This is a genomic window from Glycomyces tenuis DSM 44171 (genome assembly GCF_000427885.1).
GTDB lineage: Bacteria > Actinomycetota > Actinomycetes > Mycobacteriales > Micromonosporaceae > Glycomyces > Glycomyces tenuis.
Genome location: NZ_ATYW01000027.1, coordinates 12,491 through 35,255 on the forward strand (window position 1 = coordinate 12,491; position 22,765 = coordinate 35,255).

Consider the following 22,765-nt stretch of genomic DNA (forward strand, 5'->3'; position numbering starts at 1 on the left):
ATGACGACCACGTTGGATAAACGCTCGGCCGCCACCGGAGGCCGGCCCGACGCGAAACGGCGCTTCAAACCGAACCGGAGCGCCACCGGCTACCTCTTCGTAGCCCCGTTCATGATCGTCTTCATCGCCCTGTTCCTGGTGCCGCTGGTCTACGCGGCCTACTTCAGCCTGTTCCGCGAACAGCTCGTCGGCGGCAACGCCTTCGTCGGCCTGGACAACTACGCCAGGGCCTTCGGCGATGCCGCACTCGGCGAAGGCATCGTCCGGATGGCGCTGTACTTCTTCATCCAAGTGCCGTTCATGCTGCTCGTGGCCCTGTTCCTCGCGCTCGTGCTCGACAGCGGACTGATCCGCCTGACCCGCACCGTGCGACTGGCCGCCTTCGTGCCGTACGCCGTTCCCGGCGTCATCGCCACCCTCATGTGGGGCTTCCTGTACGGCCCGGACTACGGGCCGCTCACCCAGGTGGCCGAGGGCCTCGGCCTGACCCCGCCCGACTTCCTGAGCTCGGACCTCATGCTCGGCTCCCTGGCGAACATCGTGTTCTGGGAGTTCACCGGGTACAACATGGTGATCCTCTACGCGGCGCTGCGAGCGGTGCCCACCGAGCTGTACGAAGCCGCCGCGATGGACGGAGCCAGTCCCTTCCGCATCGCCTGGAACATCAAGATCCCGCTGCTGCGACCGGCGCTCATGCTCACGCTGATCTTCTCCATCATCGGCTCGTTCCAGCTGTTCAACGAACCGAACCTGTTGCAGGGCCTCGCGCCCGACGTCATCAACAGTTCCTACACGCCGAACCTGTACGCCTTCAACCTCGCCTTCGTCGGCCAGGAGTACAACTACGCCGCCGCAGTCTCGTTCGTTCTCGGAGCGGTGATCCTCGCCGGCTCCTACCTCTTCATCTTGCTCACCAACCGCAGGAGCCGGTCATGACCGCAGTGACCCTTCCCGAATCGTCCGAGACCAAGCGCCAGCGGCGCTCTCTCGGTCACACCAAACGCCCGAGCACCATCCTGACCGTCGCGGCACTCGCCGCAGCGGCGTACTTCCTGCTCCCGCTGTTCTGGTTGTTCGTCTCCTCCACCAAGACCACCGGCGACCTCTTCTCCACCTTCGGCCTGTGGTTCGCAGGCGACTTCTCCCTGTTCGGCAATATCAGCCGGACACTCACCCAGGAAGACGGCGTCTTCCTTCAGTGGATGGGCAACACGCTGCTCTACGCGGTCACCGCCGCCGGCGGCGGCGCGCTCCTGGCCGCACTCGCCGGCTACGGCTTCGCCAAGTACCGCTTCAAGGCCAACCGGATGATGTTCCTGGGCGTGCTCGGCGCGATCATGGTGCCCGCCACGGCCCTGGCGATCCCGACCTACCTGGTCTTCAGCGAGATGGGACTGGCCGGTACGCGGTGGGCGATCATCCTGCCCTCACTGGTCAACCCGTTCGGCCTGTTCCTCATGCGCATCTACACCGAGAGCGCCGTCCCCGACAGCCTCATCGAGGCCGCCCGCATCGACGGCGCCGGAGAGTTCCGCATCTTCTTCCAAGTGGTTCTGCGGCTGCTGGCGCCAGGGTTCGTCACGGTGCTGCTGTTCACCCTGGTGGCCACCTGGAACAACTACTTCCTGCCCTTGATCATGCTCAACGATCCCAAACTGTTCCCCATAACCGTCGGCCTCGCCCGCTGGCAGGGCCAGGCCGCCGCCGGAGGCGGCGCCACCGGCGACCTCATACCACTGGTCATCACCGGATCGCTGCTGTCCATCATCCCGCTGGTCATCGCGTTCCTGTTCCTCCAGCGGTACTGGCAGTCCGGACTGGTCACCGGCAGCATCAAGCAGTGAGCGGGCGCGGGCCGGCGACTGCACCCACCAGCCGCCGCGCCCCGCGGCTACCGCACACCGGCCCGACCGGGCCGCATCACCACACACAGATTGGAAACCAGATTGTCCGCCAAATCCATCGTCGACGTCTCGCTGGCTCAGCCCGGTCTGACCTACTCCCGAGACCTCTTCGGCCACTTCATCGAGCACTTCCACCGCCAGATCTACGGCGGCATCTACGAACCGGGGTCCCCGCTGAGCGACGAGCGCGGATTCCGCCTCGACGTCATCGAGGCGATGCGCGAACTCAAACCCACCGTGGTGCGCTGGCCGGGCGGCTGCTTCGTCTCCAGCTACCACTGGGTGGACGGGGTCGGGCCCGAGCGAACTCCCCACTACGACAAGGCCTGGCGGGTCTTCGACCCCAACACCTTCGGCACCCACGAGTTCATCGACTGGTGCGAGGCGATCGGTGCTGCACCGTTCATCTGCACCAATGCGGGCACCGGTACCGCCGAAGAGATGAGCGACTGGGTCGAGTACTGCAACCTGCCCTCCGGCAGCCGCTGGAGCAACCTGCGGGAGGCCAACGGCCGGCCCGATCCGCTGGGCGTGCCGTTCTGGTCGATCGGCAACGAGAACTACGGCGATTGGGAGATCGGCGCCAAGACCTCCGAGGAGTGGGCGGTCCTGGTGCGCGAATCGGCGAAGATGATGCGCCGCGTCGACGGTTCCATCAAGCTCGCGACCGCCGCCCGCGCCGACCTCGACTGGACCCTGCCGCTCCTCCAGGCCGCCGGCAAGTACCTCGACCTGGTCTCCATCCACGGGTACTGGGACAAGCTCGACACGGTCGACGAGCCCAGCCCGTACCTGACCGCGGTCGGCGCCTCACTCGGCCCGCAGGAGGACATTCAGCGCACGGCCGACATCATCGGCGCCGTCGGCCTGGCCGGGAAGGTCGGCATCGCCTTCGACGAATGGAACCTCCGCGGCTGGCACCACCCCTGGGGCAACGACGAGGTCTCGATCGCCGCTCGCGACCGCAACGACGACAACAGCACCTACACCATGGCCGACGCGCTGTTCTCCGCCAGCTTCCTCAACTCGTGCCTGCGCCGGGCCGACGTGGTCAAGATGGCCAACATCGCCCCGAACGTCAACACCCGCGGGCCGCTGTTCGTCCACCCCGACGGCATCGTCAAGCGCACCACCTTCCACGTCATGTCGATGTACGCGAACCTGCTGGGCTCCAAGGTCCTCGACACCCACGCCAACGCGCCCGAACTCGGCGGCGCAGGCGTCCCGGTGATCGACTCGCTCGCCACCATCGACGAATCGAACTCGCGTCTCACGCTCGTCCTGGTCAACCGCGAACCCGAGTCCTCCACGACCTGTGAAGTCCGTATCGCGGGCCACGATCTCGACGGTGTCTTCGACGCGACCGTTCTCGACGGCCCCGACAAGGACGCATACAACGACATCGACCGCCCCGACGCCGTCGTACCCAGGAAGGGCAAAGCGCAGTTCAAGAACGGCCTGGTCGAACTGCCACCGCACTCGGTGTCGATCGTGGAGGTCGACCTGCCCATCTCCTACACCGCGGGCGCGGTCGTCGCCGACGCACGAGTCGGCGGCTGGAGCTTGTCGCCGAAGGGCTGGGAGCGGAGGACGAACTGACCGACCACCACCGCAGTCGAGCCGCCGCCGAGGCAGAGGGCGCGCAGACCGGCCACCTCCTCGGCGGCTCGACTGACGGGGGCTCCGATCCCCTCGAAAACCGAATCACCTCTCCATCGACACGAGACAGGAGTCGAATCCATGCCATCGATCAACCGCCGCAGCTTCTTCGCGGCCGCCGGAGTGGCCGCAGTGGCCGCAGCCGTCCCCATCACCGGAATCCGAGCCCTCGCCGCCGGGACCCCGGCGGTCGCGTTCCACAACCCCCTCGCCGAACAGCGCGCCGACCCGTACATCATCAAGCACGACGGGACGTACTACTTCACCGCGACCGTCCCCGTGGCGGACCGGATCTTCCTGCGCAAGTCCAGCACCCTCCAGGGTCTGGGATCGGCACAGGAGATCACGATCTGGAACAAGCACGAGAGCGGTGAAATGAGCGCCAACATCTGGGCGCCCGAACTGCACCGCGTGAACGGGAACTGGTACATCTACTTCGCCGCCGGCCGCACCGACGACGGCTTCCGCATCCGCATGTACGTGCTGGAGAACACGAGCGAGGACCCGACGACCGGCACCTGGACCGAGAAGGGCCAGATCACCACCCACGCCGACGGCTTCTCGCTCGACGCCACCACCTTCTTCCACGGCGACGAGCAGTACCTGTGCTGGACCCAGTACGACCCGGAGCCCGACGGCACCAGCCTGTACCTCGCCACGATGGCCGACCCCTGGACGCTCAAGAGCGACCCGGTGCGGATCAGCATGCCGGAGTACGACTGGGAGAAGTACGGCCACATCGTCGACGAGGGCCCGGCGGTCCTCAAGCGGAACGGCCGCGTCTTCATCACCTTCTCGGCCAGCTGGACCGGCGCGGAGTACAAGCTGGGCCTGCTGACCGCTTCGGAGGACGCCGACCTTCTCGACGCCTCCTCCTGGTCGAAGAACCCCCAGCCGGTGTTCCAGAGCCACGACGGGGCCAGCCAGTACGGACCCGGGCACAACTCGTTCACCGTCTCCGAGGACGGCCAGAGCGACATCCTGGTCTACCACGCCCGCCCGTACAAGGACATCGACGGCAACCCGCTGGACAATCCCGACCGGCACACCCGGCTGCAGAAGCTCTACTGGAACGCCGACGGCACCCCGAACTTCGGCATCCCGGTTCCCGACGGGCCCACGCCGTTCCGCTTCCTCGTCCACGGCGGGGACGACCGGTACCTCAACCACTTCGACTCGCGGCTGCGAGCCGGAGAGCCCGCCATGCTGGCCGACTCGCAGTTCATGATCGTGGCCGGCCTGGCCGGATCGGGCTCGGTGTCGCTGCGGTCGGCCAACTACCCCGACCGCTACCTGCGACACCGGAACGGCGAGTTCTGGCTCGACGCGTTCGAGGACACGGATCTGTACAAGCAGGACGCCAGCTTCCAGCAGCGGGCGGGACTGGCCGACTCGAACGGCGTGTCGTTCCAATCCGTCAACTACCCCGACTACTACCTGCGACGCTCCGGGGACTACGTTGACCTCGGTCTGACGGGAACGACCGCCGAGCAGTCCGACGCGACCTTCTTCCTGGAGTAGGTCCGCCCCGAAGTTTCGATGCGGCTTCGCCGGTTCAAATACATCGAAACATTGAAATAGTTGCAAGTAGCTGCTCTTCCGCGAGGTGCCCCGGCTCACCGCGACCGCATCTCGGATGGAGCGGTTCCCGTCGAACGGCGGGAACCGCTCCTCGTCGCATGGTCAGTTCCGGTCGACCTGCGGTTCCTCGTAGGCGGCGGTCGCGGTCTGGACGTCGCGGATGCGGGCGATGTCGAACTTCGGGCGCCGCTGGAAGTCGTAGACGCCGTTCTCCTCTTGGAAGACGTCGGTGAGCTGCGTGTAGCAGTACCCGAACATGTCGGGGTCGCCCAGCAGCACGTTCGTCAGCCCGGCGAAGCGCTCGTGCCACTCCTCGACGCTGCGCACGCGGTCGCCGTAGCCCCAACTCTGGTCGCGGTCGGGGTCGTCCGACAGTGTGTCGGCCAAGGCCGCATTCCACCAGATGCCGCCGCACTCGGAGACGAAGTACGGCTGGCCGGCGTACGGCAGGGACATGGCGTGCCCGTTGAGGGTGTTGACGAACGGCTCGCCCGCGGCCAGGCCGCCCTGTTCGATCGCGAACTTCGCGGGGTCCTGCTCGTAGGAGTGCGAGTCGTACACGTCAGCGCCCATCACGCGGTGGGCGTAGCCGGAGGCGTCGATCACCGGCCGGGTGGGGTCGGCGAGTTTCGTGGCGAGGTACATGCCGGCGGTCACGTCGTCGAGCTGGGTGATGCGGTCGGTGAGCTGCTGGTAGGTCTCGTTGAGCGGGCACCAGCCGATGATCGACGGGTGCGATCGGTCGCGCCGCAGCACCTCCAGCCACTGCGTGATGAACGAGGCGGTGGGCTGCTGGTGGTCGCCGCGCGGGCCGCCGGTCGCGGCGCCCCAGTCGCCGAACTCGCCCCAGGCGAGGTAGCCGAGCCGGTCGGCGTGGTAGTAGAACCGCTCCTCGAACACCTTCTGGTGCAGGCGCGCGCCGTTGAAGCCGGTGGCCATTGCCAGTTCGATGTCGCGGCGAAGCGCGTCGTCGTCGGGCGCGGTCATGAGCGTGTCGGGCCAGTAGCCCTGGTCGAGCACGAGGCGCTGGAAGACCGGTTCGCCGTTGATGAGGACGCGGTTCCCGTCGATGGCGACCGAGCGCAGCCCCGCATAGGACTCGACCTCGTCGACCACGCGGTCGCCCTCACGCAGCCGCCCGGTGAGCCCGTACAGGTGCGGGTCGCCAGGGCCCCAGAGGCGGACCCGGTCGGCGGGGATCGGGAGGGACAGGCGCGGGCCGAGGTCGGTCGCGTCCACAGTGCAGCTCGCGACGTCGCCTGCGGCGTCGGTGAGGACGGCCTCGACGGTCAGATCGGCGCAGCGGCCCGTGAGTTCGGGGTCTACGACTTCGACAACTACCGCTGTCACACGGGCCCGAACGTGCAGGTCGGCAACGTCTACCCGCAGGCGTTCTCGCGCATGTTCTACGAAGGCCAGAAGGCCGCGGGGCAAGCGGAGGTCGTGAACCTGGTGCGCTGCGCCTGGGCCGGGAGCCAGCGCTACGGCGCCCTGGTGTGGTCGGGCGACATCCACTCGGACTGGGTCGACTTCCGCCGCCAGATCACCGCCGGCGTCCACATGGGCGTGGCGGGCATCCCGTGGTTCACCACCGACATCGGCGGCTTCCACGGTGGGGACATCGCCGACCCCGGCTTCCGCGAACTCCTGGTCCGCCGGTTCCAGTTCGCGGCGTTCTGCCCGGTCAAGCGCATGCACGGGCACCGGCAGCCCAGTGAGGAGATCCGCGCCGCCGACGGCACCGCGCGGCAGGAGACCGGGGCGCCCAGCGAGCTCTGGAGCTTCGGCGAGGACGTCTACGCGATCCTGGCCCGGTACGTGCGGCTGCGCGAAGCGCTGCGGCCGTACACGAGGCGGGTCATGGACGAGGCCCACACCGACGGTCAGCCGGTGATGCGCGGCGTCTTCCACGAGTTCCCCGCCGACCCGGTCTGCTGGGACCTGGCCGACCAGTACCTGACCGGCGCGATCTGACCATGGCCGCCCGGCACGCCGGGCAGCCGGCGCTCGCATGAGGAAGGCCCCGCATCACCGCGGGGCCTTCCTCATGCGATGACCGCCGTTCACGGGGTCTTTCAGGAATTTCGTGGGTATGCGATGGCCGCTTCTGTTTCGCGAGCCGCGCGGACGAGGCGCTTGACACCGCGGATGCTGATGCCGTATTCGGCAGCGAGGTCGCGCTGCCGGGTACCGGTTGGGGACGCTGCGACCAGTGCGGCTCGCTGCCTGGGGGAGAGACGCCGATTCATCGGAGACGGCGGTGGAGCGGCGTTCCCGTGGACCCGCCCTCCACCCGCCGGTCTCCTTCGCGGCCGAGGCCGCTGCCTAGACGAATCTCCACAGGTGGTCGTCGGTGCCGTTGTCGTCCCAGATGACGATCTGGGCGCCCGCGGTCCTCGACCGGTCCAGCACGCCGAGGACCCTGCCGCCGCCTGCGCATTGGATGCGGAAATGCCCGTCGCCGCCGTAGCGCAGGCGCCACAGGTGGTCGTCGGTGCCGTTGTCGGACCACTGGATCACCCGCGAACCGTTGCCCGTGCCCATGTTCTCGACGCCGAGGACCTTGCCGCTGTGGGAGTTGCGGAGTTTGAAGTAGCCGTCTTCGGCGGGTTCGGCGGTCCACAGGTGGTCCGCGGTGCCGCTGTCGGACCACTGGATGACGGCCGCGCCGTCGGCGGTGGACATGTCCTGGACGCCGAGGACCATGCCGTTGTAAGCGTTGGCGATGCGCCGGGCGCCGTCGGGCACGATCCGCCACTGTTTGTCGCGGCCGCCGTCGTCAGGCCCTTGCACGACCGCGGCGCCGGCGGCGGTCGACGCGTTCTGCACCGCGAGGAGCTTGCCGCTGTGGCCGTTCCGGACCTGGTGCGTCCCGTCGCCGGAGTCGACGAGCGCCCACAGGTGGTCGGCCGTGCCGTTGTCGGACCACTGGAGCACCTGTGCGCCGTCGGCGGTCGACATGTCGCGCACGCCGAGGACCTTGCCGCTGTGGCGGTTGCGCAGCTTCACGGCCGATCCGGCGGTAACGAGCTCCCACAAGTGGTCGGCCGTGCCGCTGTCGTGCCACTGCAGCGCGGTCCCCCCGTCGGCGGTCGACATGTCCTGGATGCCGAGGACCAGGTCGCTGCCCGCGTTGTAGAACTTGTAGGCCGCACTGCCGCCGCCTGTGCCGGGGGCGTTCCAGTAGACGGTGTAGTTGTGGCCGTGGGCGTCGTAGAACGGCCCGAGGTTCACCGCCTGGCCGTTCGCGGTCGCGGTGAAGGCGAGCGAATCGGACCCGACGCGCTCGACCGAGTCGGCCTCCAGCTCCGGCAGGGTGCCCAGGTTCGTGTCCCCGTAGTTTCCCGACAGGACCACCGGACCGTAGACGATCGCCGAGACGTTCGGGTCGTCGTTCGCCGCCTCCGCCACGATCCGCATCGGCAGGCGCACGGTGACCGTGTCGCCCGAGGCCCAGGAGCGGGTGAGCGAGGCATAGGTCCCCGGTGTCGCCTCGACGTCCTGGGCCTGGCCGTTGACGCTGATCGTCGCGCCTTCGGTCCAGGCGGGAACGCGCACCCGCAGCGTCCACTCGCCGCCGGATCCGCCGGAGACGGTCAGGGTGGTGGTGTCGCCGACGGGGTAGTCGGTGGTCTGGGTGACGGTGACGCCCTGGTCGGTCCAGTCCAGGACCGAGGGCGTGAACAGGTTGACGTACAGGCCCGCGTCGTCGAAGCCGTAGATCGAGTCGAACAGCTTCGAGTGCGTCTCGATGCCGGTGCCCTGGCAGCACCAGAACGAGTCGTAGTCGGTCGACCAGGTGCCGCCGCCCCACGCCGGTCCGACGCCGCGGCGTCCGCCGGGGTTCAGCGGTGTGAAGTAGGTGATGTGCCCGTGGGGGTCGTCGGGGTTCTGCCAGCCGATCATGTGGCCCAGCAGCGCGCGTTCGTAGAAGTCGAAGTAGGACGCATCGCCCGGGTCGATCGCCCACAGTTCGCGGGTGAGTTTGAGCATGTTGTAGGTGTTGCAGCCCTCGCAGGTGTCCTCGTCGAGGTAGCCGGCGATGGCGTTCGGGGGCCGGAAGTGCTCGGCCTGGCTGTTGCCGCCGATGACGTAGGAGTGGGCGTCGACGACCATCCGCCAGAAGTTGCCGGCGATGTCGCGGTACCGGCCGGTGCCGGTGGCCTTGTACTCGCGGGCGGCGCCGACGGCCTTGGGCACCTGCGTGTTCGCGTGCAGGCCGTTCAGGCGGTCCTCTCCGGCCGCGAGCGGGTCGAACACGGCCGCGTGGTCGAAGCGCTGGGCGGCCGTCAGCCACCGCGCCTCGCCGGTCTGCTGGTACAGCTCGGCCAGCACGTCGTTCATGCCGCCGAATTCCCTTCCCAGGACGTCCTGCATCTGTCCCGGACTCAGGCGGCCGGTGCGCCAGTCGACCCAGCCGGCGAGCTCCAGGAGCACGTCCCGGGCCTGCGTGTTCTCCAGGTACCGCCAGACGTCGAGCAGGCCCGCCAGGGTCTTGTGGACGCAGTAGTACGGCACGTTGCCGTTCGACGGCGAGCCCGATTCGAGGCCGTCGAAGTCGGCCTCGGGGAATCCGGAGAGGTAGCCGGTGTTGAACCCGGCGGCGCCGTTGTTCGCCTGGCACTCGGCGAGTCCGGCGACCATGCGGTTCGCCTTGTCGCGGCACACGGTGTCGCCGAGGGCGGCGCCCGCGTGGGCCCAGGCGGTGAGGAAGTGGCCTTGCATGTGGGTGCGGAAGGGGAAGTCCGGCGCATCCCAGCCGCCGTTGGTGGGGGCGCCGTTCGTCGGCAGGCGGTGGTTGGAGCGGAAGTTGTACAGCAGCCGGTCGACGTCGATGAATCGCAAGTAGGACAGGGTGCGGTCTTGGTTGTCCTTCCAGCGGCCCGAGGTCAGGGCGACCTGGCCGAGGGTGAACTGGTGCGCTGCGACGCCGATGTCGGCTCGGGCGGGCGGGAGGACGGCGTGCGCGGCCGCGCCGCCGATGGCGGGGGCGGCGGTCGCCGCGACGGCCGCCGCCCCCGCGGTCTGAAAGAGCCGGCGGCGGCTCAGAGGCGATGACTGCATGGTGAGAGGAGTCTCCTTCAGGTCGGCTCGGAATCCTGGCGAGTTACCGTTCACAATTCGACTGTGGTCGCACTGGTCTCATGCGGCGTGATCACTCGCGGCCCGGCTCCCGGGCGCTTGCGTCCGCGAAGCCGACGAGGTACGAGTGCGCCGCGCGACCCTTCCTTCGCCAGGTCGATTGCGATACGAAACTTTCGAAGTTTGTTCCGAAAATTACGATGATGAAACTATAGGCATTCATCGATATTGTGTCAAGTGGAACGAGCCCTCGGCGTCGGGCTTGGCCGCCCGGCCGCCGGCCGTCCATCGTGGCGGCCCGAGCGGCGGGCACCGGTCGCATACGTCCGCCGCAGCGGTCGTCTCAGGGGCCGGTCAGGTCGGCGGGGCGGGGCCCGTCGAGTCGCGGACGCTGAGGGTCGTCGCCAGTTGAAGGTGCCGGGAGGCGGGCTGGGCGCCCTCTGCCATGCCGAGCACGGTCTCGACGGCCATCCTGCCCATGCCGGCGAGCGGCTGCCGGACGGACGTGAGGCTGGGTGTGGTCCACTCGGTCTGCGGCGTGTCGTCGAATCCGGTGAGGGACAGCTCGCCGGGGACGTCGACGCGCATCTCCTTGGCCGCGGCCATGACCCCGATGGCGATCTCGTCGTTGCCCGCGATGATGGCCGTCGGAGGCGAGCTCAGGGAGAGGAGAGCGCGGCCGCGTCGGAATCCCGCCTCGACCGAGAACGCGTCGTGATGGACCAGCGCCGGGTCCGAGGCGAGCTCGGCGGCCTCGAGCGCGGCCCGGTATCCGTGAAATCGCTCGACCGAGGGGGCGGAACTCGCCGGGCCTCCGATCCAGGCGATCCTGCGGTGCCCGAAGCCGATCACGTGCTCGGTCGCCGAGCGCCCGCCCGCCCAGTTGGTGGAGCCGATGCTGACGACGCGGGAGTCGCTCGTGTCGATCGGGTCGATCGACACGACCGGCAGATCGAGGTCCCGGGCGGCGTCGAGCACCGGATCGGGCATGGCGACGGCGAGTCCGATGAGGCCGACGGCGCCTGAAGCCCGCTGCTGTGCGATCCAATCGTGGGCGGCCTCCTTCCGCGCGCCGATCGACGGGTCGGGCGGCAGGCGGAGGCGGAGCTCGGCCGTCGCGGCGGTCGCGGCGGTCGCGGCGACGAGGATGCCTTGGAGCACCGTCCCCGCATAGCGTGACTCCACGAAATCGAGCACGGTGACGAGTGCCCGGCTCCTGGTCCGCTCGTGTCGTGCCGTCGTCGGCTTGTAACCGATCTCGGCGACGATGCGCAGGACGCGGTCCCGCGTGCCGGCCGCCACGTCACTGCGTCCGTTGAGGACTTTCGAGATGGTCGCCTGCGAGACGCCGGCCCGCCGTGCGACATCCGCCAGGGTCACTTTCTCGGATCGCGGACGCCGGTTCATTATGTTCCCCTCCATCTTTTCGAAAACATTTCGAACCTACCATGTCGCAGATTCACCGACGGAATCGACATAATTGCACTTCAATCCCTTGATTGACATGCGCTGAGGCACGAAGTATCGTGCGATGAGATCGAATAGTTTTCGAAAATTTTTCGAACCATCTCGAAACCGGCGAGCAGACCTGTCGCCCGGCGCGATCAAGGCCCGCAAGGGCCGCCTCGCCGGCCCCGGAGCCGGCCGAGGCCCGCTGAGAACACGAACCGACGAGACGAAGTGAGGCCATGGCGGGCAAGCGCACGACCGAATCCCGAATCCGAATCGACGGCGAACCGCGCGAGGAGACCGAGCTGCCGCACGTCTGGTCCGAGTGCGTCGGTGCCGGAAGGGCCAACGAGGCACTGCGCGCCGACTGGCAGCGGCAGTTCGCCGAGGCCGTCGACACTCTCGGATTCCGCTACATCCGCTTCCACGGCGTCTTCCACGACGACATGTTCGTCTACCGGGAGAGCGATGGGGGAGGATTCGGCCCGAACGCGCCACTGGCCTCGCCGATCCACACCTTCAGCTACGTGGACAAGGTCTTCGACTTCATCCTCGAATGCGGCGCCCGCCCGTTCGTCGAACTGGGTTTCATGCCGGGCGAGCTTGCGACGGTCCGCCGGACCCTGTTCTGGTGGGGCGCGCACTGCAGCCCTCCCAAGGACATGGACCGCTGGGTCGAGCTGGTGACGCGCACGGTGGAGCACTGGATCGACCGATACGGCCTCGACGAAGTGCGCCGATGGCGATTCGAGGTGTGGAACGAGCCGAACCTGGTGCCCCACTTCTGGACTGGTACGAAGACCGAGTACTTCGAACTCTACGAGGCGACAGCGGCGGCCATCAAGCGGATCGATCCCCAGCTGAAGGTCGGCGGGCCCGCGACGAGCGTCTTCGTGCCCGACGACCGCTACAAGGGCGAAGTCGAAGACCGGTCCGCCGCCCACGGGACGGCCGCCGCCGAGGACGTGGACGCGCTCGACTGGCGTCCGGTGTGGATCGAGGACTTCATGTCCTGGTGCGCCGAGCGGCGAGTCCCGATCGACTTCCTCTCGACCCACCTGTACCCGACCGACTTCGCGTTCGGGGCCGACGGCGAGGCCGTGCACATCTCCCGGTACGCCGATGCGACCGTCGACGACCTCACCGTCCTCCGCAAGCTCATCGCCGACAGCGCCTACCCCGGCGCGGAAATCCACATCACCGAATGGTCGACGACGCCCTCGTCCCGCGACCGCATGCACGACACGCTGTTCGCCGCCACCTCCATCACGCGGTCGTACCTGCAGTGCGCCGCCCTCGCCGACTCGATCTCCTACTGGGCCTTCACCGACGTGTTCGAAGAGGGCGGCGCCGGCATCGGACCGTTCCACGGCGGGTTCGGCCTGGTGAACGAGAACGGCATCCACAAGCCGACGTTCCACGCGTTCAACATGCTCGGGCGGCTCGGCGACCGGCTGCTCCTCTCGACGCCCCACGGGGCCCTCACCCGCGACAGCCGGACCTCGGCGTTCTCGGCCGTGTTCTTCAACTACCCCGAGGACATGGGCCTGCGGGCCATCGGTTCGGCGCATTCGTACGAGGCGACGCGCGAGCTGGCCGACAAGGGCCCGAGCCGGCGGATCCGGCATGCGATCGGCGGCCTCGAACCGGGCGCCGTGTTCCTCGTCGAGATCCTGGACTGGGAGCACGGCAACCCCGCCGAGGCCTGGCACGCCCTGGGCGGCCCGCTCAACCCGAGCCGGGCCGAGCACCGGTACCTGAGCGACGTCGCCGACGCGCTCCTCAGATACACGCTGACCGTGCCCGAGTCCGGCGTGCTCGACCTCGATGTCGAACTCGCCCCGTGGGCGGTGATGTCCGTCTGGCAGTCGGCGTGACCGCCGGCAGAGCGCGTCAGCGGCAGCGGCGGTAGGGGCCCGGGCGAGGCTCGGCGCGATTCATCGGACCTCGCCCGTGTGCGCCGCGATCCGTCCTCCCACGGAGATCGATGCAAAGGCTTGTAAATGTATCGATAGATGTGACATGATAGCGCTTTACCGGAAGAAAGATCGGATCAATACGGAGTCCAATGACGACTGTCGAGCAAGCCGTCGGTTGGCGCGACCGCTTGGGGGAGTGGCTGCGGGAGCGGATCTCCGTGGCCGTCTCGGAGGTGACCGCCGCGGCCGCGCTGGTGGTGCTGTTCGTCGCCCTCAGCCTGGCCAGTCCGCACTTCCTCACCGCCGACAACCTGTTCAACATCGGCTCGCAGACCGCGGTCATCGCCATCATCGCCGTCGCGCAGACGATGGTGATCATCACCAAGGGCATCGACCTGTCGGTCGGATCGGTCGCCGCCCTCGCGGGGGTCGTCGGCGCCATGGTGGTCCGGGACCTGGGCTTCTCGGTATGGGAGGCGACCGCGGTCGCGGTCGGCGTCGGCGCGTCGGCGGGCCTGGTGAACGGCCTGCTGGTGTCGCTCGCGCGGCTCCCGCCCTTCATCGCCACCTTGGGGATGATGTCCGCCGCGCGGGGCCTGGTCTTCATCGTCACCGGCGCCGTCGGCGTCTACTCCCTCCCCGAGTCGTTCCAGTTGCTCGGCAACGGGGTGATCGCCGGCATCCCCTTCGCCATCGTGGTGACCGCGGCAGTCGCGCTCGCCGCGGGACACCTGCTCTCCCAGTCGCGCTTCGGCCAGCACGTCTACGCCATGGGATCCAATCTGGAGGCCGCCCGCCGAGCCGGTATCCCCGTGCGCCGCAATCTGACGGCGGTCTACGTCCTCGCGGGCGTGCTCGTCGGCCTGGGCGGGATGATCGCGGCCTCACGGGTGAACTCCGGCCAGCCGAACTACGGCATCGGACTCGAGCTCGACGTGATCGCGGCGGCGGTCATCGGCGGCGCCAGCCTGTTCGGTGGCCAAGGACGCATCATGGGCACCCTCATCGGCGCGTTCCTGATCGCCCTGGTGCGCAACGGCTCGGTGCTGCTCGGCATCAACATCCACTACCAGCAGCTGATCGTCGGCATCATCATCTGGGCCGCCGTCTACTTCGACCAGTTCCGCCGCCGGCGCCTCGAATCCCGAGGCTGAGGCGCCGGCGGCCGCCACCGCTCACCGTGGAAGGACAAGACAATGGCAATCAGCAAGGCTCGCAGCGGCCTCGCAGTGCTCGCCGCGGCGGCGGCCATGACCGTCGCCGCCTGCGGCGGCGTGGAGGTCCGCGACGAATCGGGCGACGGCGGTGAGGGGACCACCGACGGCCCGCTGGAGCTCGCCGTCGTCCCCAAGGCGGTCGGCCACGAGTTCTGGAACACGGTCCGCGCCGGGGCCGAATGCGCCGCCGAGCGCGCCGGGGACGTCACCGTCGAATGGGACGGCGTCGCCGCCGAGACCGAAGTGGAGGGCCAGGTCAACCTCATCCAGAACTTCGTCACCCGGGACGTCGACGGCATCGTGTACGCCGCCACCGACTCCGCGGCCCTGGCACCGGCCACGCAGGGCGCCCTGGACGCGGGCATCCCGGTGGCGATGATCGACTCCGGCACCGACCCGCAGCCCGAGGAGGTCCCCCTCTACGCCACCGACAACCGGGCCGGAGCCGTCGAGGCGGCCGATCTGCTCGCCGAGGCGCTCGGCGAAGGCGACCACGACGTCGCGCTCATCGAGTTCCAACCCGGCTCCCAGACCAACACCGAACGCGTCGAGGGCTTCACCGAAGGGCTCTCCCAATACGAGAACCTGAACCTGGTCGGCCAGCAGCCCAGCCACAGCGACGTCAACGAGGCCCGCCGGGTCACCGAGGACATCCTCACCGCCAACCCGGACCTCGCGGGCATCTTCGCCGCCAACGAACCGAGCGTCCTCGGCGCCGTGCAGGCAGTGGAGGCCGCGGGCAGGGCCGGGGAGGTCGTCATCATCGGCTGGGACGCCGCGCCCGACGAGATCGCCGCCCTGCGCGAGGGGCAGATCTCCGCGCTGGTGGTGCAGAACCCGTTCAACATGGGCTACCTCGGCGTGGCGAACATGGTCGAGCACCTGCGGGAGGGCACGCCGATGGCCTCGGCCGACACGGGCGTGACCTTCGTGACGCCGGAGAACATCGACTCCGAAGAGGTCCGGGCGGTCCTGGAACCCAGCTGCGACAATCCGCCGGTGGACCAGTGAGCGGCGAGCCGGTCCTCCAGGCCCGAGGGATCGTCAAGCGCTTCGGACACGTCGAGGCCCTGAGCGGTGCGGACCTGACCGTCCACCACGGCGAAGTGGTCGCGCTCATCGGCGACAACGGCGCGGGGAAGAGCACCCTGATCAAGGTGCTGTCCGGAGTGCACCCGCCCGACGGGGGCGAGATCCGACTCGGCGGGCGTGCCGTGGCATTCGCGTCCCCGGTCGACGCGCGCCGCGCCGGAGTCGAGACGGTCTACCAGGACCTTGCCGTCGCCGACGACCTCAGCGTCGCCGCCAACCTCTACCTGGGGCGCGAGATCAGGCGGCGCGGGCCGCTGGGGCGGATCGGGCTGCTCGACAAACGGGCGATGCGCCGCGGCGCCGCCGAGGCCCTCGAGCAGCTCGGAGTGCGGATTCCGCGGGTCACCACGCCCATCTCGATGCTCTCGGGCGGCCAGCGGCAGAGCGTGGCGGTCGCACGGGCGGTCATCTGGGCGACCGACGTGGTCATCCTCGACGAACCGACCGCGGCGCTCGGCGTGGTGCAGACCCGCCGGGTCCTGGAGCTGGTCCAGCGGGTGCGCGACGCCGGGATGTCGGTGGTGCTGGTCAGCCACAACATGCCGCAGGTCCTCGAGGTCGCCGATCGCGTCGAGGTCATGCGCCTGGGCCGCCGCACCGCGCGGTTCACCGCCGCGGAGGCCACCGTCGACGACCTGGTCGCGGCGATGACCGGCGCGCTCACGACCGAGTCACTCGACTAGCGGTGTGTCGCCGTCGGCCGGCAGCTCCGACAGGGACTCCTCGACGCCCATCAGATGGTTGGCCATGCGGATCCTGGCGGCTTCGGGGTCGCGCGCCCGCAGCGCGCGCCATATCGCGATGTGCTCCTCGTGCGTGCGCTGGTCGACCCCCTCCTCCCGCAGGCTCCGCCACAGCCGCGCTCTGACGGTCCGGCTGGCCAGCGCCTCGATCATCCCGATGAGCACCGGGTTGCCCGTGTGCGCGGCGATCAGGCGATGGAAGGCGATGTCGATCTCGATCACGCGCTCGTGCTCCTCGGGCGCCTTGTCGAGGAGGCGTTCGGCCTCGTCGAGCAGAGCCTTGGCCTCGTCGAGCGCCTCGTCGGTGATCCTGGTGGCGGCGAGCCGAGCCGCTTCGCATTCCAGCAGGCGCCGGATGGCGTGGACGTGCCTCGTCTGTCCCTCGCCTTGGAGGTCGACCACGAATCCCATCGGCGCGAGCAGCTGTGAGACGTCGAGGGCGGTGACGTAGGTGCCGTCGCCCTGGCGGGTGTTGAGGATGCCGAGGATCGACAGGGCCCGGACGCCTTCGCGAAGCGAACCCCGCGATACGCCCAGCGTCTCGGCGAGCTCCTTCTCCACGGGCAGCCGCTCGCCCGGGCGGAGTTCGCCCTCCAAGATCATGCGTTTGATGCCGTTGACGACATCGTCGGTGCGGGACATGAGAGCAAGTATCGCCGAGTCGCCCCCCGAGCCGCAATATTGATCTGATCTTTTGTCCACGGCGGGACCGGTGCGGGCCCGGTCGGGCCCGCACCGTCCGTCCGGCGTCTCAGCCATGTCTCAGCCGGTCATCCGTGGGTCCATTGTTGGTTGGTGCCCCCGTGGCAGGACCACAGGTGGACCAGCGACCCGTTCGCCGTGCCGTACCCCGACACGTCCAGACACAACCCGGACTGGACGTTGGTGATCGAACCGTTCGCATTGAGATTCCAACGCTGGTTCGACCCGCCGTGGCAGTCCCAGATGATCGCCAAGGTCCCGTTCGCCGTCCCTGCGCCCTCGGCGTCCAGACACTTGCGCGAGGACCCCGAATAGACCGTCAGCTCACCGGCATCGGTATAGGTCCACTGCTGATTCGACCCGCTCCAGCAGTCGTAGATCTGCACCTGCGTCCCGTTCTGCGTCGACTGGTTCGGCACATCCAGGCACCGGCCCGACCCCACACCACGCAACGGACCGCCGTCACCGGACGGCGGCGGCTCGTCACCGCAGTCGGGGGTGGGGTTGGTGTGGGTGAGGACGCCGAGGCGGTAAGGGAGCTGGGAGTAGTCGCCGCCGGAGGACGGGTCGCGTCCTTGGTAGAGGTATTCCATGTCGCACGGGTCGATCTGCATGGTCTGGTCGGGGTTCGTCCGGACCATCTCGCCGTGGCTGATGTCGCGCGTCCAGGCGCCGCCGGGGAAGGAGACGTTGTTGGACCGGGCGAACGGGTTCGACTCGCTGGCGGCCAGCGGCGTCCACTCCCCGAAGTTGGCATCGAGCCGGTTCGAGGTCCAGGAGCGGAAGTAGCGGGCGCCGTCCGAGCCGATGGCCTCCACGATGAGCATGTACTGGTCGGTGTCGCCGACCTTGTAGACATTGGTGGCCTCGAACAGGTCGTTGCTGGAGGACTGCATGAACAGCTCGACGTCGCCGAAGCCGTTGGGGAACTCCGCCACGGTCGTCTGGGCGCGGTAGAACTGCTGCTTGTCGTTGTTGAAGAACAGGTAGCAGTTCACCTCGTCGCAGGTGACCCAGTAGTCGACGATGTAGGACGAGGTCCCGTCGGCGATCCCGTGGGAGGTCATGAAGTTCCGCGCCGGCGAGGCGGTCTGCGGGGCGCCGGGATGGTCGATGGTGGAGAAGGAGGGCAGGCCGGTCTGGTAGACCAGATACCACTGGTCGTCCGGTTCGAAGTAGAACACCTGCGGGGCGGCCCGGTAGCCGCCGCCGATCGCGGTGGTCGTCAGGTGCGTCTGCGGCGCCGAGCCGGCCTGCGACCAGTCGGTGAAGCCGCCGAAGTAGGTCAGCGACCAGCCGCCGCCGGTGTCGGCGGTGGTGGCGTACACGTGGTACTGGCCGTCCACGTTCACCACTGACGGGTCCTTGACCGACACCAGGGTCCGGCCCGGTGCCGTCTGCTGCGGCCGCACGAGTTCTCCGGTCGACTCCCACTGGAACGTCGAGGGGAGGGGGTCGGCCTGTGCCGGGGAAGGACTCGGATCGGCGACTGCGGAGAGGGTTGCCGCGACGAGAGCGGCCACGAACGTGGTCGCCAGCCGGGCGATCCGTGCTCGGGTTATGGACAGTTTCATTGTGGGGGGCCTTTCTGGTAGCGGCCGTACAGACCTGTTACCGTTCACAAGTTCGTGGATGCCCGAAAATTTCGATAGCTTTACCGAAAATAAAGCTCCACTGAGACAGGATAACCAGATACCTTCGGATATGTAAATAGGTCGATGCGAAGCGATCATCTCGGCAGGGCGGCGCCGACGCACATGATCAGTTCGGCGGCGAGCTCGATGCGGCCCCGAGGCAGTGACCCAAGCGCACCAGACCATCGCATCGCCGCGACTTGACGACACATTGAACTCCATCTATAGTACTGAGCACATAACTTTCGGTTTGAGTTCCGAAATTTTCGATGCCACCGCCTCTGGAGCCCCGGACCGGCGAGGTCGCCCACCCGGCACCGACGACCGCGCTTGCCGAGCCTCCGTCGTTCGCGGCACGGATTTTCCCGGAGCGCCGACGACCACGTCTTCCACTGACCTCGCGACAATGGGGCGACCATGAAATTGAGAGCGATAACACGACGGAGCGGCGCCGCGACGACGCTCGCCGCGGTTCTGACACTGGTGCTGGCCGTCCTCGTGGTGACCCCCGGCGAGAGCCGGGCGCAAACGCCGCTGAACGTGGACCTCGCCGCCGAGACCGGCCCCGCGACCGGGGTCGGACTGGGATTCCTGTACGGCGTGACCGGCGACGGCTCGCAACCGACCGACGAACACCTCGAACCCCTGCGCATGAACGCCTTCCGCGCCGGCGGGCACATGACCCGCGGATGGATCGAAGACGGCTACCGGTACGGCCCGGCCACCCAGACCATCATCGACTCGATCACCGCCCAGGCAGAGCGCTTCACCGCGCCCCCGTACGAGGCGCAGTACCAGGTCATCCTGAGCGACGTCTACGGCGCATACGGGGGCCAAGGGGCCGACACGATGTACCCGTGCGACAACGGCGACTGCTCGAACTGGGCGAACTTCGTGGCCACCGTCGTCGGGGAGCTCCGCGACACCGGGATGCCGATGTCGTACGACATCTGGAACGAACCCGACATCGAGATCTTCTGGACGCGCGGCGTCAACAGCGAGCAGTACTTCCAGATGTGGGACACCGCCGTCCGCGAGATCCGCCGCGTCGATCCGAACGCGGACGTCCTCGGGCCGTCGTTCGCCTACACGCCCGAGCGCCGCCCGCAGCAGTGGCAGACCTGGCTGGAGCACACCAAGACCGCCGACACCCTCCCCGACTGGATCGCCAACCACACCCTGGGCGAGATCGACGATCCGGTCAGCGTCGGCCGGTCCACGCTCGACGCCCTGGAGGCCAACGGCATCCCGCCGCTCCCGATGACCGCCAACGAGTACCAGCCCGCGGGCATGCAGACCACCAACGTCCTCGCCTGGTACCTCGCCCGCTTCGCCCAATCCGACTACACCAACGCCTTGCGCGGCAACTGGTTCTGCTGCCTGACCCCGAACCTCACGGGCCTGCTCACCGACAACGGGCAGCGAACAGGCCTGTGGTGGACGATGCAGGCGTACGCGGAGATGACCGGGACGCTGGTATCCACCTCGGAGCAGGTCGGCGGCACCGCGATCTCGGCGTCCAAGGACAGCACCGCGGAGCGGGCCGTCGCCATCATCGGCGACATCAACGGCCGCACCGGTCCGACCACAGTCGTCTTCGACGGGCTGTCGTCGACGCCGTGGCTGGTCGTGGACGGCACGGTCCACGTCACCGTTCAGCGCATGCCCGAGCAGGCGCCGCTGAACGCCCCGCAGGTCGTGTTCGAGCAGGACGTGGACGCCTCGAGCGGCTCGATCTCGGTGCCGGTGAACTTCCAGCAGCCGAATGACGCCTACGCCGTCTACCTGACTCCCGGCGGCCAGGGCGGCACCATCGAGACCGGGCAGCTGATCGGCTCCGGCTCGGGCCGGTGCCTCGACGTCCCGAACGACTCCACCGAGTCCGGCACCCAGGTGAACATCTGGGACTGCCACGGCGGCGCGAACCAGCAGTGGACCCATACCCCTTCGGGTGAGCTGACGGTCTACTCCGGCGGTTCCACGAAGTGCCTGGACGCCAACGGCGCGGGCACTTCGAACGGGACCACGGCGATCATCTGGGACTGCCACGGCGGAGCCAACCAGCAGTGGAACCTGAACGCCGACGGCTCGATCACCAACCGCCAGTCGGGCCTCTGCCTCGATGTGGAGGGCTACGGCACCGCCAACGGCTCCCTGATCCACCTGTGGTCCTGCCACGGCGGCACCAACCAGCAATGGACCTTCTCGTAATCCATAACCCTGAAAACGAAGGATCAACAATGTTCGACAATCCACGCAGGCGACGGCGACGCATATGGTCGGCGATCGCGGCGGTCTCGACCGCAGGCATAACAGCTGCCGCTGCGCTCCTCATGTCCTCGGGCACCGCCCATGCCGCCGACACGCTCGGCGCCTCCGCCGCCGAGAGCGGCCGGTACTTCGGCGCGGCCGTCGTGCCGAGCCTCCTGAGCGACGGCGCCTACTCGTCCGCGCTGAACGCGGACTTCAACAGCCTCGTTGCCGAGAACGCGATGAAGTGGGACGCCACCGAACCGAACCGGGGCCAGTTCAACTTCTCCGGCGGCGACCAGATCGTCGCCTACGCCCAGAGCCACGGCATGACCGTGCGCGGCCACACGCTCGTGTGGCACGCCCAGCAGCCCGGCTGGGTCCAAGGTCTGGGCGGGAACGACCTGCGGCAGGCCATGCTCGACCACATCAGCGGCGTCGCCGGGCACTGGGCCGGGGACATCCACTCCTGGGACGTGGTCAACGAAGCCTTCGAGTGGGACGGCTCGCGCCGTCAGTCGAACCTCCAGCAGCAGCTCGGCAACAGCTGGATCGAGGAGGCGTTCCGCGCCGCCCGAGCCGCCGACCCGAACGCCAAGCTCTGCTACAACGACTACGGCACCGACGGCATCAACGCCAAGAGCACCGCGATCTACAACATGGTCCGCGACTTCCAGTCGCGCGGCGTGCCGATCGACTGCGTGGGCTTCCAGTCCCACCTCGGATCCAACTCCGACATGAGCAGCTACCAGGCGAACCTCCAGCGCTTCTCGGACCTCGGCGTCGACGTGCAGATCACCGAGCTCGACGTCGGCGGCTCGGGCGGCGCCCAGGCCAACGTGTACCGCCAGGTCACCGAGGCGTGCATGAACGTCGAGCGCTGCACCGGCATCACCACCTGGGGCATCACCGACCTGCACTCGTGGCGCGGCGACGAGACCCCGCTGCTGCTCGACCGCAATTACCAGAAGAAGGAGGCGTACTACGCCGTGCTCGACGCGTTGAACAACGGCGGTGACGAGCCGCCGCCGTCCGGTGACGGCGGTCCGTTGCGTGGTGTGGGGTCGGGCCGGTGCCTGGATGTGCCGAACCAGTCGACGCAGAACGGGACGCAGGTGCAGATCTACGACTGCTGGAGCGGGTCGAATCAGCAGTGGACCTATACCGATGCCGGTGAGCTGACGGTCTATTCGGGGTCCTCGCGCAAGTGTCTGGACGCCGAGGGCGCAGGGACGGCGAACGGGACCTTGGCGATCATCTGGGACTGCCACGGCGGGTCGAACCAGCGTTGGAATCTCAATGCGAACGGTTCGATCACCAACGTCCAGTCCGGGTTGTGTCTGGACGTGTCGGGNTACGGCACGGCGAACGGGTCGCTGGTCCACCTGTGGTCCTGCCACGGGGGCACCAACCAACAATGGACCCACGGATAAGCATCGAAGGACAGTGATCTCTCATGTCATGGCTCGACCGCACCGGCACCCGCCGCACGGTCCTGGCCACCGGAGCGGGAATGCTCGCAGCGTCGGCTGT

The 22,765-nt window shown here is 68.2% G+C and carries 15 protein-coding genes and 1 pseudogene; 11 read left to right on the forward strand and 5 right to left on the reverse strand.

What is annotated here, in order from left to right:
- The 4 genes from YWW_RS0123070 to YWW_RS0123085 all read left to right on the forward strand — a co-directional run bounded on the left by YWW_RS0123070 (position 1) and on the right by YWW_RS0123085 (position 5,084).
- Positions 1-936: a carbohydrate ABC transporter permease gene (locus tag YWW_RS0123070; RefSeq protein WP_081687702.1), complete on the forward strand. Its 936-nt coding sequence runs from the start codon at positions 1-3 to the stop codon at positions 934-936.
- Complete coding sequence (locus tag YWW_RS0123075; protein WP_026931954.1) at positions 933-1,844, forward strand: carbohydrate ABC transporter permease; 912 nt, start codon at positions 933-935, stop codon at positions 1,842-1,844. Before YWW_RS0123070 ends, YWW_RS0123075 begins: the two co-directional genes overlap by 4 nt.
- Before the next feature lie 102 nt (positions 1,845-1,946).
- Positions 1,947-3,503, forward strand: a complete 1,557-nt coding sequence (locus tag YWW_RS32515; RefSeq protein WP_051326223.1) for an alpha-N-arabinofuranosidase — start codon at positions 1,947-1,949, stop codon at positions 3,501-3,503.
- Positions 3,504-3,644: 141 nt separating this feature from the next.
- Positions 3,645-5,084, forward strand: coding sequence for a family 43 glycosylhydrolase (locus YWW_RS0123085; protein ID WP_035704945.1), 1,440 nt, complete (start codon positions 3,645-3,647; stop codon positions 5,082-5,084).
- A gap of 162 nt (positions 5,085-5,246) precedes the next feature.
- On the opposite strand, the pseudogene YWW_RS35375 reads toward YWW_RS0123085, so the two are convergent.
- Positions 5,247-6,521 (reverse strand): annotated as a pseudogene (locus YWW_RS35375) (glycoside hydrolase family 2 TIM barrel-domain containing protein); the annotation flags it as partial.
- Between the two features lie 24 nt (positions 6,522-6,545).
- Between YWW_RS35375 and YWW_RS37030 the strand changes: the two are divergent.
- Positions 6,546-7,118 (forward strand): TIM-barrel domain-containing protein, encoded by a 573-nt coding sequence (locus tag YWW_RS37030; protein ID WP_155830353.1) that lies wholly within the window; start codon positions 6,546-6,548, stop codon positions 7,116-7,118.
- Positions 7,119-7,469: 351 nt separating this feature from the next.
- On the opposite strand, the gene YWW_RS0123100 is transcribed toward YWW_RS37030, so the two are convergent.
- Both YWW_RS0123100 and YWW_RS0123105 read right to left on the reverse strand, forming a co-directional pair.
- Entirely contained in the window at positions 7,470-10,208 is a 2,739-nt protein-coding gene (locus YWW_RS0123100) for a beta-L-arabinofuranosidase domain-containing protein (RefSeq protein ID WP_026931957.1), read from the reverse strand.
- A 372-nt stretch (positions 10,209-10,580) separates the two neighbouring features.
- Positions 10,581-11,633, reverse strand: a complete 1,053-nt coding sequence (locus YWW_RS0123105) for a LacI family DNA-binding transcriptional regulator (protein ID WP_026931958.1) — start codon at positions 11,631-11,633, stop codon at positions 10,581-10,583.
- Between the two features lie 281 nt (positions 11,634-11,914).
- Here YWW_RS0123105 and YWW_RS0123110 point away from each other — a divergent pair, with 281 nt between their 5' ends.
- The 4 genes from YWW_RS0123110 (at position 11,915) to YWW_RS0123125 (ending at position 16,586) form a co-directional block, all read left to right on the forward strand.
- Positions 11,915-13,552, forward strand: coding sequence for a GH39 family glycosyl hydrolase (locus tag YWW_RS0123110; RefSeq protein WP_051326225.1), 1,638 nt, complete (start codon positions 11,915-11,917; stop codon positions 13,550-13,552).
- 191 nt (positions 13,553-13,743) lie between these two features.
- A complete protein-coding gene (locus YWW_RS0123115) occupies positions 13,744-14,748 on the forward strand; it encodes an ABC transporter permease (RefSeq protein ID WP_026931960.1) in 1,005 nt (334 codons plus the stop codon).
- A gap of 42 nt (positions 14,749-14,790) precedes the next feature.
- Positions 14,791-15,822 carry an ABC transporter substrate-binding protein gene (locus YWW_RS0123120; protein ID WP_026931961.1) on the forward strand — a complete coding sequence of 344 codons (1,032 nt, stop codon included), beginning with the start codon at positions 14,791-14,793 and terminating at the stop codon, positions 15,820-15,822.
- Complete coding sequence (locus YWW_RS0123125; protein ID WP_026931962.1) at positions 15,819-16,586, forward strand: ATP-binding cassette domain-containing protein; 768 nt, start codon at positions 15,819-15,821, stop codon at positions 16,584-16,586. The genes YWW_RS0123120 and YWW_RS0123125 overlap by 4 nt, the downstream gene beginning before the upstream one ends.
- Here the strand turns inward: YWW_RS0123125 and YWW_RS0123130 are convergent.
- On the reverse strand, positions 16,575-17,288 hold the full coding sequence (locus YWW_RS0123130; RefSeq protein ID WP_026931963.1) for a FadR/GntR family transcriptional regulator: 714 nt from the start codon (positions 17,286-17,288) through the stop codon (positions 16,575-16,577). The two genes, YWW_RS0123125 and YWW_RS0123130, sit on opposite strands and share 12 nt — an antisense overlap.
- A 128-nt stretch (positions 17,289-17,416) precedes the next feature.
- On the reverse strand, positions 17,417-18,922 hold the full coding sequence (locus YWW_RS36715; protein ID WP_211228668.1) for a non-reducing end alpha-L-arabinofuranosidase family hydrolase: 1,506 nt from the start codon (positions 18,920-18,922) through the stop codon (positions 17,417-17,419).
- 477 nt (positions 18,923-19,399) lie between these two features.
- On the opposite strand from YWW_RS36715, the gene YWW_RS0123140 reads away from it, so the two are divergent.
- Together YWW_RS0123140 and YWW_RS0123145 are read left to right on the forward strand one after the other, a co-directional pair.
- The gene (locus tag YWW_RS0123140) at positions 19,400-21,193 is read left to right on the forward strand and encodes an RICIN domain-containing protein (RefSeq protein ID WP_081687705.1); all 1,794 of its coding nucleotides are present in this window, start codon (positions 19,400-19,402) and stop codon (positions 21,191-21,193) included.
- Between the two features lie 122 nt (positions 21,194-21,315).
- Complete coding sequence (locus tag YWW_RS0123145; protein WP_425402710.1) at positions 21,316-22,665, forward strand: endo-1,4-beta-xylanase; 1,350 nt, start codon at positions 21,316-21,318, stop codon at positions 22,663-22,665.
- The last annotated feature ends 100 nt before the right edge of the window (positions 22,666-22,765 follow it).

What these genes read in the sequence shown, in the direction of transcription:
- YWW_RS0123070 (WP_081687702.1), top strand. Translation starts at nt 1, where the DNA reads ATGACGACCACGTTGGATAAACGCTCGGCCGCCACCGGAGGCCGGCCC.
- YWW_RS0123075 (WP_026931954.1), top strand. Translation starts at nt 933, where the DNA reads ATGACCGCAGTGACCCTTCCCGAATCGTCCGAGACCAAGCGCCAGCGG.
- YWW_RS0123085 (WP_035704945.1), top strand. Translation starts at nt 3,645, where the DNA reads ATGCCATCGATCAACCGCCGCAGCTTCTTCGCGGCCGCCGGAGTGGCC.
- YWW_RS37030 (WP_155830353.1), top strand. Translation starts at nt 6,546, where the DNA reads ATGTTCTACGAAGGCCAGAAGGCCGCGGGGCAAGCGGAGGTCGTGAAC.
- YWW_RS0123100 (WP_026931957.1), bottom strand. Translation starts at nt 10,208, where the DNA reads ATGCAGTCATCGCCTCTGAGCCGCCGCCGGCTCTTTCAGACCGCGGGG.
- YWW_RS0123105 (WP_026931958.1), bottom strand. Translation starts at nt 11,633, where the DNA reads ATGAACCGGCGTCCGCGATCCGAGAAAGTGACCCTGGCGGATGTCGCA.
- YWW_RS0123110 (WP_051326225.1), top strand. Translation starts at nt 11,915, where the DNA reads ATGGCGGGCAAGCGCACGACCGAATCCCGAATCCGAATCGACGGCGAA.
- YWW_RS0123115 (WP_026931960.1), top strand. Translation starts at nt 13,744, where the DNA reads ATGACGACTGTCGAGCAAGCCGTCGGTTGGCGCGACCGCTTGGGGGAG.
- YWW_RS0123120 (WP_026931961.1), top strand. Translation starts at nt 14,791, where the DNA reads ATGGCAATCAGCAAGGCTCGCAGCGGCCTCGCAGTGCTCGCCGCGGCG.
- YWW_RS0123130 (WP_026931963.1), bottom strand. Translation starts at nt 17,288, where the DNA reads ATGTCCCGCACCGACGATGTCGTCAACGGCATCAAACGCATGATCTTG.
- YWW_RS36715 (WP_211228668.1), bottom strand. Translation starts at nt 18,922, where the DNA reads ATGAAACTGTCCATAACCCGAGCACGGATCGCCCGGCTGGCGACCACG.
- YWW_RS0123140 (WP_081687705.1), top strand. Translation starts at nt 19,400, where the DNA reads ATGAAATTGAGAGCGATAACACGACGGAGCGGCGCCGCGACGACGCTC.